The sequence below is a fragment of the Streptomyces sp. NPDC002795 genome, assembly GCF_042888725.1.
GTDB lineage: Bacteria > Actinomycetota > Actinomycetes > Streptomycetales > Streptomycetaceae > Streptomyces.
In genome coordinates this window covers 504,360-516,215 of the sequence record NZ_JBIAQB010000005.1, presented here as the reverse complement: position 1 = coordinate 516,215, position 11,856 = coordinate 504,360, and the positions used below count along the sequence as shown (strand labels likewise).

Below are 11,856 nucleotides of genomic sequence, written 5' to 3'. Positions count from 1 at the left end.
AGCGACGGCCGGACATCCTTCAAGCCTCCGCGGCGTTCGAGGCCCCGGTTCCGCGGCGGAGCCCCGCGGCCTGGTGCCCCAGTCGGCGCCAGGTGACCGCCCACCCGCTATTCCCGCCCCGCCGCCGCCCCCACCGTGCTGGCGCGCGCGACGAGTTCCGGCTGGAACACGGAGTGACGGGCCGCGGCGGGATTCTCGATGCTGTCCACCAGGAGGTCGACCGCCGTCGCCCCGAACCCCTCGTGCGGGGACCGGATCGAGCTGAGCGGGATGATGGACGCCGCCGCGAACTCGATGTCGTCGTAGCCGATGACGGCGATGTCCTCCGGAATGCGCACGCCCGCGTTGACCAGCTCGTGCATCAGTCCCAGTGCGATCAGGTCGTTCGCGGCGAAGATCCCGTCCGGGCGGTAGCCGTCGGGACGGTCGAGGATCTGCCGGGCGACCGAGCGCCCGCCGCGGATGGTCCGGTCCGTGAGGGTGAGGATCTCCATGACCGCGCCGGGCGTCGCCTGGAGCACGCCCCCGGCTCCGTCCAGGCGGTCACCGACCTGCTTGACGCCCAACGGGCCGCCCACGTAGGCGATCCTGCGGCGGCCCACGGACACCAAGTGCTCGGCGGCGAGTCTGCCGCCCATCACGTCGTCGACGGAGACCGAGGCCTGCTTCGGATCGACGGCGGCCTGTCCGATCAGGACGCTCGGGGTGCCGCGCCGCCTGATGACGGAGAGCCGGTCTTCGATCGGCTCGTGCGAGGCGACGAGCATCCCGCTCACCTGATGCTGCTGGAAGAGGTCGAGGTAGGCGTCCTCGCGGGTGCGGCTGCGATTGGAGTTCGCGATGAAGACGGAGAAGCCCCGCGCCGCGGCCTGCTCCTCGACGCCTTCGGCGATGCTGGCGAAGTACGGGTTGCTGACATCGGGGGCGATGTAGGCCAGGGCGGTGCTGGAGCCTCGTCTCAACTGGCGTCCGGCGTTGTTCGGGACGAACTCCAGCGTCTCGATGGCCTGCTGGATGCGTTCCGCGAGCTTCTGTGACACCCGCTCCGGATGATTGAGGTAGTGCGACACGGTTCCGTGCGAGACCCCCGCCAGGCTGGCGACGTCCCGGATGCCGGTTCTTGCCATGGCGTTCCCTGTCCTCCTCTGCCCGCCTTGATACGAGTCAAGCACGGTTTGACTCCGTCATGCGCCGCGCCACGGGAGCCCCGTCGCGGCAGGGGCTTTCGCGGACGACCCTACGCGAAGACCGCCGTGGTCGGAGCGTGGCCCCGGAGCGTCGAGGGCGGCCGAACGCCTTCTTGAAACGTGTCAAACTCCTGCTTAGCATCTCGGGGAGGGGCCCGGCGTCTTCCTGTCCAGGAGGGCGGCGCGGGACCCGTGTCTGCGAGGAGAAGAGTGTGTCGGACCACCAAGTCGAAGACCGGTACTGGGAGTCGACCAACGGCGGCTCGGGCCGCACGGAACCCCGGGCCTGGGCGCACAGCGACGCCGCCGCCCTCAGTCTGGACGGCCGGTGGCGCTTTCGCCTGTGGCCCACCGCGAAGGGCGGCGGCGAAGCGCCGCTGGAGCCCGAGTTCGACGACAGTACGTGGGACGAGATCCAGGTGCCGTCCCACTGGGTCCTCGAGGACGTGACCGTGCCCTGGGCCGACGAGCCGAAGCTGCCGGCCCCGCGCCTCGACGAGCACGGGCCGCTCTATACGAACACCGCCTTCCCCATCCCCATCGACCCTCCGTACGTGCCCGACGACGCGCCGACGGCCGACTACCGGCTCCGGTTCGACCTTCCGCGGAGCTGGCCGCTGGATCAGGGCGCGCTGCTGCGGTTCGGGGGAGTCGACTCCTGCGGCGCCGTGTGGCTCAACGGACAGCCCGTCGGCTGGTCCACGGGCAGCCGGCTGCCCGTGGAGTATCCGGTCGGCGCCCTGCTCAAGCCCGGGGGGAACGTGCTCGTGGTGCGCGTGCACCGCTGGTCCGCCGGAACGTACCTGGAAGACCAGGACATGTGGTGGCTCCCCGGCATCTTCCGCGGTGTCGACCTGCTGCACCGGCCCGCGGACGGCATCGGGGACCATCGCGTGGTCGCCGATTACGACCACCGCGACGGATCCGGCACCCTGCTTGTCGAGACGGACGTACCGGCCGAGCTGGAGATCCCCGAACTCGGCATCCGCACGCGCGCGGGCCGCACCCTGCGCGTCGACCGGGTCGAGCCCTGGTCGGCCGAGACCCCGCGCCTCTACCACGGCACGCTGCGCACCCCGGGCGAGACGGTCTCGCTGCGCATCGGTTTCCGCACCGTGCGGATCGAGGACGGTCGGCTCCTCGTGAACGGCGTCCCGGTACTCTTCCGCGGGGTCAACCGCCACGAGCACGACGCCGAGCGCGGCAGGGCCCTGGACGTCGAGACCATGCGCGAGGACGTCGTCCTGATGAAGCGTGCCGGGGTCAACGCCGTCCGCACCAGCCACTATCCGCCGCATCCCGCGTTCATCGAGCTGTGCGACGAGTACGGCCTGTGGGTGGTCGCGGAGGCCGACGTGGAGACGCACGGTTTCGTGTACGCCGGTTGGGAGGGCAACCCGCCCGCGGAACCGCGCTGGCACGGGGCGATCCTGGACCGGATCCGGCGCACCGTCGAGCGGGACAAGAACGCTCCCAGCGTCGTCGTCTGGTCGCTCGGCAACGAGAGCGACTCCGGCGAGGCCTTCATGGCGGCCCGTGCGTGGCTGCGCGAGCGCGACCCGAGCCGCCCGGTCCTGTACGAGCGTGACCCCTCGTACGCCCCTTCCGACTTCTACTCGGTGATGTACCCCGCGCTGGACGCGCTTGAGGCGATCGGGCGCCGTCAGGAACCGACGCCGGAGGGGATCGAACCGGGCTCGCCCGCGGACGTCAGGCGACGGGACCTGCCGTTCCTGCTGGTGGAATACGCCCACGCCATGGGCAACGGCCCGGGGTCGCTGCTCGACTACCGGGAGATCCTTGAGTCGTACGAGCGCTTCTGCGGAGGGTTCGTCTGGGAGTGGATCGACCACGGCTTCGCGGCGGTCGACCCCCAGGGCCGGCGCATCTTCGCCCACGGCGCGGACGTTTCCTACCGGCCGAACGGCGGCCGGTTCTGTCTCGACGGCATTTTGAACAGCGACCGCTCGCCGACACCCGCGTACGCCGAACTCGCGGCGGCCTTCGCGGTCGTCAGGTTCGGCTTCGACCTGGCCGCGGGCACCGTACGCATCCGGAACGCGCAGGACACGACGGACACGTCGGCGTTCGCCTTCACCTGGACCGTCGAGTCGGACGGCACACCCGTTCGGTCCGGCACGCTCGCCGTCCCGCCGACAGCGCCCCGCGCCGACCGGGACATCGAGCTGCCCGCCGAGGGACTGGTCGGTGAACGTGTGCCGGACGGGAGCGCGGAGGAGTGGCTCACGGTCACGGCGGTGCTCCAGGAGGCGGCGCCGTGGGCGCCGGCCGGACATGTGGTCGGGAGCGGTCAGGTGCGCGTTGGCTCGCGGCCACACACGACTGCCGCGCGGGCGGACAGTACACCGGCGCACAACAAGCCTTCACAGCAAGGTACTTGGCCCTCTGGCGGAGAACTCTCCGCGCTCGTCCGTCACGACGGAGCGATCAACCGGATCACGGAATTGCTCGGTATCCCTGTGGAAGGTGTCATGCCCGATGTTTGGCGGGCGCCCACCGAGAACGACCGCGGCCAAGGCGCCCGGAACAACGCGGCGGGGTCGTGGAAGGCCGTCGGCCTCGACCGGTTCCTCCACCGCACACTCGGGGTGTCCCACGACGAGGACACACTGCGGGTGCGCGTGCGCAGCGGTCCCGCGACCCAGACGATCGCCCTGTGGACCGGCCTCACGTGGACGGCGACCGCCGGGGGAGGGGTGGACCTGGACGCGTCCTTCGACTTCACCGGCCACTGGGACGACACACCGCACGGGCACCACACCGTGCGGCCGCCACGTCTGGGCCTCCGGCTGGGACTGCCCGGGTCGTACGACAGCGTCGAGTGGTTCGGCCGTGGTCCGGGACAGTCCTACGCCGACGCGTGCGCGGCCTCGCGAGTGGGCCGGTTCAGTGCCGGGATCGACGCGCTGCAGGTCCCGTTCGAGGTGCCGCAGGAGAACGGCAACCACCTGGAGACCCGCTGGCTGGTACTGCGCGGCCCCGGCGTTCCCGCGCTGCGCGTCGAGGCGGCGCCGGGCACGACCTTCGATTTCACGGCCCGACCGTGGACCAGCGAGGCGCTGGAGCGCGCCCGTCATCCCGTGGACCTGGTCCGCTCAGGCACCCTCTGGCTGAACCTGGACGTCCGACAGCGTGGCCTCGGATCCTCGTCCTGCGGCCCCGCGCTGCCCGCCCGCTACGAGGTGCCGCTCGAACCCGCGGCGCTCAAGGTCCGCTTCCGGCTCGCAGAGGAAAGCCGCCCGAGCCGTCGCTGACGACGCGTGCCTCCGTCTTTCACGTCGTCACCGCCCTTTTGGAACGTGTCAAAGGATGGTTATGCTCACGCCGTACTCGTGGGCGGTGCCGTACCCCGTCAACCGCCCCTCGCCGTACCTGAGAGGACGTGCCCGTCCATGGCCACCCCTTCCGCCCCGACCTTCGAGCATCTCGGTGCTGCTCTCGGTATCGGAGTCCCCGCGCCACGCTTGTCGTGGAAGACGCGGGCCGAGCCGGGCTGGCGCCAGACGGCCTACGAGATCGAGGTCTCCGGTGACCGAGCCACCGCCAACTGGCATGTCGCATCACAGGATTCGGTGCTGGTGCCCTGGCCCGCCCCCGCGCTGTGCTCCCGCGAGCGCCTGAGCGTCCGTGTCCGTGTCGTCGGCGCCGACGGCACCCCCTCCGAGTGGAGCGAACCGGGTGTCGTCGAGGCGGGCCTGCTCGACGCGGCGGACTGGTCCGCCGTGCCGGTCGGCGGCGCCTGGCCCGAGGACCCGGAGTCCGACCGGCGACCCTCCCTGGTCCGGCGCGCGTTCCAGGTGCGCGGCCCGGTGACCCGGGCGCGGCTGTACGCGAGCGCCCACGGCCTGTACGAGGCCGAGCTGAACGGGGAGCGGGTCTCCGACGACGTCATGGCACCCGGCTGGACCGTCTACGGCAGCAGGCTGCGCTACTGCTCGTACGACGTGAGCGACCTGCTGCACGAGGGCGAGAACGTGCTCGGGGCATGGCTCGGGGACGGCTGGTACCGCGGCCGGCTCGGCTGGCACGGCGGGTTCCGCAACCTCTACGGCTCCGACCTGTCCTTCATCGGTCAACTGGAGATCCTCTACGCGGACGGCAGCCGCGACCTGGTCGCCACCGACCCGCAGTGGCGCGCCTCCTTCGGCCCGATCCTGCGCGCCGGCAACTACGACGGCGAGGTCTACGACGCCCGCGAGGAGCGGACCGGCTGGTCGAACCCCGGCTACGACGACAGTGAGTGGACACCCGTCAAGCTCGCGGAGCGCGATCCGGCCACCCTCGTCGCCGTGGACGGTCCGCCGGTGCGGTGCACCCAAGAGGTCACCCCGGTCGGGGTCCTGCGCACACCGAAGGGCGCGCTCGTCCTCGACTTCGGGCAGAACCTGGTGGGCCGGGTCCGCTTCACGGTGAGCGGTGCGGCCGGGCGGCGCATCACACTGCGCACCGCCGAGGTGTTGCAGGACGGCGAGGTCTACCGGCGCCCCCTGCGCCTGGCGGAGTCCACCGACGTGTACGTGCTCAAGGGTGGTGAACCGGAGGAGTGGGAGCCGCGCTTCACCTTCCACGGCTTCCGCTACGTCGAGGTCGAGGGGTGGCCCGGCGACCTGGAGGCCGCGGTGGCCGAGGGCGGCGTCCGGGCCAGGGTGCTGCACACCGACCTCGACCGAACCGGCTGGTTCTCCTGCTCGGACCCGCTGGTCAACCGCCTGCACGAGAACGTCGTGTGGAGCATGCGCGGCAACTTCCTCGACATCCCGACGGACTGCCCGCAGCGCGACGAGCGCGTCGGCTGGACCGGCGACCTCCAGGTGTTCGCTCCCACGGCCTCGTTCCTCTACGACGTGTCAGGGATGCTCTCGGGCTGGCTCAAGGACGTCGCCGTCGAGCAACTCCCGGACGGCACGGTGCCCTGGTACGTGCCCGTCATCCCGGCGAAGGACATGTGGACCCCGATCCGTCCCGGCGCCGTATGGGGCGATGTCGCCGTGCTCACCCCGTGGGTGCTGTACCAGCGGTTCGGTGACATCGAAGTGCTGCGCCGTCAGTACGACAGCGCCAAGGCGTGGGTGGATCTGATGGACCGCCTGGCCGGGGACACCCACCTGTGGGACGACGGGTTCCAGCTCGGCGACTGGCTCGACCCGGCGGCTCCCCCGGACGACCCGGCCGATGCCCGCACCGACAAGTACCTTGTCGCCACCGCCTACTTCGCCTGGTCGACCCGCCATCTCGCGCGCAGCGCCGAGGTCCTCGGTCTGGCGGACGACGCGGCCCGCTACGGGCGGCTCGCCGACCAGGTGCGCGAGGCGTTCGCCGCCGCGTACGTCCGGGACGACGGGCGGATGACCAGCGACGCGCAGACCGCCTACGCGCTCGCCGTCGCCTTCGAACTCATCACGGGCGAAGCCCAGTTGAAGGCGGCCGGGGAGCGGCTCGCCGAGCTCGTCGGCGAGGCGGGCAACCGCATCGCCACCGGCTTCGCCGGCACCCCGATCATCTGCGACGCGCTGACCATGTCCGGCGCGACCTCAACGGCGTACGACCTGCTGCTGGAGCGCGAGTGCCCGTCCTGGCTGTACGCGGTCACCCAGGGGGCGACGACCGTGTGGGAGCGCTGGGACAGCATGCTGCCCGACGGCACGGTCAACCCCGGAGCGATGACGTCGTTCAACCACTACGCGCTCGGCGCTGTGGCCGACTGGCTGCACCGCGTGGTCGCGGGCCTGGAGCCGGCCGCGCCGGGCTACCGCACGATCCGCTTCCGGCCGCGCCCCGGCGGCGAACTGACCTGGGCGAACGCCGAACACGAGACACCCTTCGGGCGCGCCGCCATCACCTGGGAGATCTCCGACGACCGCCTGGAGGTGAGCGTCACCGTGCCGACCGGCGCGGACGGCGTGGTCGAACTCCCCGGCGCCGACGCCCAGTACGTGACGAGCGGCCTACACACCTTCTCGGCCCCGCTGCCCGCCGATCCGGACGCGCGGAGCCACCCTGACGGGTCCGGTTCCCCCGCACTCGCCCGCCCATGACACCGGCCACCACCATCCAGAGGGAGGATTTCGTGCGAGACACCGTCACGGCCGTCTACGAGATCGAGTCGGCGCTGCCGCTGGAGGCGGTCGCCGAGGTGATGGCAGGGGAGCAGTCGTGCGGGACGTTCGTGGCCGTCGCCCGGGAGACCGCTGAACTGCGCGCCCGGCACGCCGCCACCGTCCGCTCCGTCGAGGAACTGCCGCTCAGCGGCGCCACTCCGCTCCCGGGAGCCGCCGGCGAGGCGACGGAGATCCGCCGCGGGCGCGTCACCATCGACTTCCCGCTCGTCAACTTCGGCCCCTCGCTGCCCAGTCTGCTCGCCGCCGTCGCGGGCAACCTGTTCGAGCTGCGCGAGGCCGCCGCCCTGCGCCTGGTCGACCTGGACCTACCGGCGGCCTTCGCCGATGCCTATCCAGGCCCGCAGTTCGGGGTGACCGGTACCCGGCGCCTGGCCGGCCGCGCGGAGGGTCCACTGCTCGGCACCATCGTCAAGCCGAGCATCGGCCTGAGCATCGACGAACTGTGCGCCCTGGTGGCCGAACTCGCCGAGGCCGGCATCGACTTCATCAAGGACGACGAGCTCCAGGCCAACCCGCCGGGCCTGCCGCTGGCGAAGCGGGTGCCCGCGGTCATGGAGGTGCTCAAGCGGACCGCCGAGCGCACCGGCCACATGCCGATGTACGCCTTCAACATCACCGACGACATCGACCGGCTCGCGTACCACCACGACCTCGTACGGGACGCGGGCGGCAGCTGCGTCATGGTGTGCCTCAACTCGGTGGGCCTCGCCGGGACGGACTACCTCCGCCGCCGCTGCGAACTGCCCATCCACGGCCACCGCGCGGGTTTCGGCGCGTACTCCAGGTCACCCCAACTGGGCATCGCCTTCCGGGCGTTCCAGAAGCTCGCCCGGCTCGCAGGGGCGGACCACCTGCACACCAACGGCATCGCGAACAAGTTCTACGAGTCCGACGACGAGGTCCTCGCCTCGATCCGGGACGTCCGCACACCCCTGCTCGGCGGCTACGCGGCCCTGCCCGTGCTCTCCTCGGGCCAGACCCCAGGACTGGCCCACGCCACGTACGAGGCCGTGGGCACGCAGGACCTGCTGGTGCTGGCGGGCGGCGGCATCCACGGACACCCGGACGGCTCGGCCGCCGGGGTGCGGGCCATGCGCGAGGCGTGGGCGTCGGCGCTCGACGGGGAGCCCTTGGACAGTCGCGCCGCCGCCGTGCCCGAACTCGCCACGGCCCTCGCCACGTTCGGGCGGCGCTGATGCCCCGCGTCGGCTTCTACGGTGACGACTTCACGGGGTCGGTGGACGCGCTGCTTCAGTACCGGGTGGCCGGGCTGAGCGGCGTCCTGGTCACCTCGCCGGGTGCGGAACTCCCGCCGGGTGATGCGCAGGTGGTCGGCATCGCCGGTACCGCCAGGTCGCTCGCGACCTCGGACATGGCGGCGGAGGTCGGGCCCGCCCTGTCCCGGCTGCGGGAACTGGACGTAGAGGTGGTGCAGTACAAGGCGTGCTCGACGGCCGACTCGTCGCCCGAGGTCGGCAGCCTCGGACGGGTCCTCGAACTCGCCCGTGAGGTGTTCCCGACGTCCGGACCCGTGCCGGTCGCCTTCGCCCAGCCCGACTTCGGGCGCTACACCGTCTTCGGCCATCACTTCGCCCGCGACGGCGAAACGGTGCACCGGCTCGACCGGCAGCCGACCATGCGCAGCCACCCGGTCACCCCGGCCACCGAGTCGGACCTGCGCCTGCACCTGGCGGCCCAGACCGAACTGCCCCTCGGCTCCCTGCACTGGCCGGAGCTCGCCGACCCGGCCCACGTGTCCGAGGTCCTCGGTGAGGCGGCGGAGGCGGCCGTCGTGTGCGACGCCTTCGACGACACCCACCTCGACGCTGTCGCCGTGGCCTTTCTGGCCGGTTCGGCAAGGCCCCGATTCGCCCTCGGAGCCGGCGGCCTGTCGAAGGCCCTCGGCCGCGCGCTGGACGTCGACGAGCGATTCGGCGCCCTGTGCACCGACGCCCCCGCCTCTCCCGGCCCCACCCTGGTGCTGAGCGGCAGCCGCTCCGCACTGACACAGCGGCAGCTGACGGCGGCCGGGGAAGCAGGCTGGAAGACCGTCGACCCGTTCGGCGCCGGCGCGGTGCGGCGGATTCGCCGGTACCTCGCCCTCGGCCGGGAGGTCGCGGTGGACTCGACCGCGTCCATGCCCCAGGCGGCCCTCGCGAGCTCCGCCATCGAGGAGAGACTGGCCGAGATCGCCGACGCCTGCCTGCGGCAGGACCCGACGACCCGACTGGTGCTCTGCGGCGGCGACACCTCCGGCAACGTGCTCCGGCGCCTCGGCATCCGACGACTCTCCATCGAGAGTCAGCCCTGGGGCAATGTCGTCCTGTGTGTCGCCGTCGGCTCCACACCCCACCTGCGACGGGTCGAAGTCGTCCTCAAGGGCGGCCAGATGGGCCACATGAACCTGTTCGACGACGTACGCAAGGGCCGCCGCCACGAGAGCGGCGCCCCAGCGGATCCGAGCCTCCCCGCGACGCCCGCCCCCTGACACCGCTCCCGACCACCCGAAAGGCAGCAATGCTCACCGACACCAGCGCCAGCCCTCATGCGCGCATGACCTCCGTCGTGGCGGGCGGCAGCGTCATGACGGGCGAGAGCCCGCTCGCGACGCTCCGCAAGCGCGCCCTGGAGACCACCATCCCGAGCATGGGCTCCATCATGTTCTCCCCGACCGTCGCCCACGCCTACGAGAACTTCCTCGTGGCGGCGGGAGACAGCGAAGGCGCCCACGACGGCCCGCCCTTCATGGACGGAGACCTCTACAAGTGGCTGGAGGCGGCGACGTTCGCGGTCGCCGACACCGACGACGGCGAACTGCGGGCCCATCTGGCGAAGGCCGCGACGGCGATCGGGCGGGCGCAGGACGAGGACGGGTACCTCCATACGAAGACGACCATCGCGCAGCGTGCGGAACCGGGCCGGGAACGGTTCGCCGAGCGCATGGACTTCGAGACCTACAACTTCGGCCACCTCATGACCCTGGCCTGCCTCCACCACCGGATGACGGGCGACGACAGCTTCCTGACTTCGGCGATCCGCGTCGCCGACTTCCTGATCAAGGTCGCCGACATCACGCCCGAACTGCTGGCCGACTGCAACATCTGCCCCTCGCACTACATGGGCACGGTCGAGCTGTACCGGGTCACCGGCGACGCCAAGTACCTCGACCTGGCCGGACGCCTCCTCGACCTGCACGGCGGCAAGGGCCCCGAGGGCGGCGACGACAACCAGGACGTCCTGCCCGTCCGCGAACAGCGCGAGGCCGTCGGCCACGCGGTGCGCGCCAACTACCTCTACGCGGGCATGACGGACTACGCGCTGGAGTCCGGCGACCCTCAGATGATCGAAGCGCTCAGAAGCATCTGGGCCGACCTCGACAGGTCGAAGATCTACGTCACCGGCGGCTGCGGCGCCCTCTACGACGGCGCCTCGCCCGACGGCGGCCAGAACTACTGGGCGGTCACCCGCACCCACCAGGCCTACGGCCGCCCCTACCAACTGCCCAACACCACCGCGTACAACGAGTCCTGCGCCTCCCTCGGCCTGGTCATGTGGGCCTGGCGCATGCTCGCCCTGACCGGGGAGTCGCAGTACGCGGACGCGATCGAGCGCGTCCTGTACAACGCGCTGCCCGCCATGATCGGCGCGGATGCCACGACGTACTTCTACGTGAATCCGCTGCGGCAGGTGCGCGAACTGCCGTTCCCGCTGCGCCGCCCCGGCGACCCGAAGGACGCGGTGCCGCCGGCGTCGGACCAGCGGATGCGCCAGGAGTACATGCGCGCCTGCTTCTGCTGCCCGCCGAACGTCACCCGTGTCATCGCCGAACTGCCCTACTACGTCTACGCGGCGGGCCCCACCGACCTGTGGGTGCATCAGTTCGTGACGGGCCGCGCCACGACCGTGTTCGACGGTGTGCCGGTGAGGGTGGAGCAGTCGACGGACTTCCCCGCGTCCGGCGATGTGACCCTCACGGTGAGCGCCGAGGCCCCGGCCCGCGGCGCGCTGCGCATCCGGATCCCCGGCTGGGCGGACGAGATGCGGGTCGACGTCGACGGCGTCGCGGTCGACCGCAGGGAGAAGGGCTACGTCGTCGTCGACCGCGAGTGGCGGGGCGACACCACGGTATCCGTGCGGATCCCGCTGCGCACGCGCCTGACGGTGGCCCACCACTTCGTGGAGGAGGTCACCAACCAGGTCTGCGCCGTACGCGGCCCGGTGGTGTACTGCGTCGAGAGCGCCGACCTTCCCGAGGGCGTCGGAGTCGAATCGGTGGCCCTCCGCGCGTCCACGACGTTCACGGAGGAGCGCGGCGCCGGCATCTTCGCCGGACACGTACTGCTCCGCGCGACGGCCGCCCGCCTGCCCCAACAGGTCCCCGTGGGCCGCCTTTACGGAGAGCTGGACACCACCCCGCCCACCGACCTCGACCTCACGCTCGTGCCCTATGCCCTGTGGGCGAACCGCGGCCCCGGCGAGATGTCCGTCTGGCTCCAACTGCTCCGCTAGCCGCCCCCCGACGAAGGGAA

General features: G+C 71.5%; 6 protein-coding genes. 5 read left to right on the top strand and 1 reads right to left on the bottom strand.

The features are described 5' to 3' along the window. Positions 1-107 precede the first annotated feature (107 nt). A complete protein-coding gene (locus ACFYWS_RS18470; protein WP_389277132.1) occupies positions 108-1,127 on the bottom strand; it encodes a LacI family DNA-binding transcriptional regulator in 1,020 nt (339 codons plus the stop codon). Between the two features lie 272 nt (positions 1,128-1,399). On the opposite strand from ACFYWS_RS18470, the gene ACFYWS_RS18465 reads away from it, so the two are divergent. From ACFYWS_RS18465 to ACFYWS_RS18445, 5 genes are all read left to right on the top strand, one after another. Further along, positions 1,400-4,462, top strand: a complete 3,063-nt coding sequence (locus tag ACFYWS_RS18465; RefSeq protein WP_389277129.1) for a glycoside hydrolase family 2 TIM barrel-domain containing protein — start codon at positions 1,400-1,402, stop codon at positions 4,460-4,462. A 138-nt stretch (positions 4,463-4,600) separates the two neighbouring features. After that, positions 4,601-7,243, top strand: a complete 2,643-nt coding sequence (locus ACFYWS_RS18460; RefSeq protein ID WP_389277126.1) for a family 78 glycoside hydrolase catalytic domain — start codon at positions 4,601-4,603, stop codon at positions 7,241-7,243. Between the two features lie 32 nt (positions 7,244-7,275). After that, positions 7,276-8,523 carry a ribulose-bisphosphate carboxylase large subunit family protein gene (locus tag ACFYWS_RS18455; protein ID WP_389277124.1) on the top strand — a complete coding sequence of 416 codons (1,248 nt, stop codon included), beginning with the start codon at positions 7,276-7,278 and terminating at the stop codon, positions 8,521-8,523. Then, positions 8,523-9,815, top strand: coding sequence for a four-carbon acid sugar kinase family protein (locus ACFYWS_RS18450; protein WP_389277121.1), 1,293 nt, complete (start codon positions 8,523-8,525; stop codon positions 9,813-9,815). The genes ACFYWS_RS18455 and ACFYWS_RS18450 overlap by 1 nt, the downstream gene beginning before the upstream one ends. Positions 9,816-9,880: 65 nt before the next feature. Then, positions 9,881-11,836, top strand: coding sequence for a glycoside hydrolase family 127 protein (locus ACFYWS_RS18445; protein WP_389277117.1), 1,956 nt, complete (start codon positions 9,881-9,883; stop codon positions 11,834-11,836). The last annotated feature ends 20 nt before the right edge of the window (positions 11,837-11,856 follow it).

What these genes read in the sequence shown, in the direction of transcription:
- ACFYWS_RS18450 (WP_389277121.1), top strand. Translation starts at nt 8,523, where the DNA reads ATGCCCCGCGTCGGCTTCTACGGTGACGACTTCACGGGGTCGGTGGAC.
- ACFYWS_RS18470 (WP_389277132.1), bottom strand. Translation starts at nt 1,127, where the DNA reads ATGGCAAGAACCGGCATCCGGGACGTCGCCAGCCTGGCGGGGGTCTCG.
- ACFYWS_RS18445 (WP_389277117.1), top strand. Translation starts at nt 9,881, where the DNA reads ATGACCTCCGTCGTGGCGGGCGGCAGCGTCATGACGGGCGAGAGCCCG.
- ACFYWS_RS18460 (WP_389277126.1), top strand. Translation starts at nt 4,601, where the DNA reads ATGGCCACCCCTTCCGCCCCGACCTTCGAGCATCTCGGTGCTGCTCTC.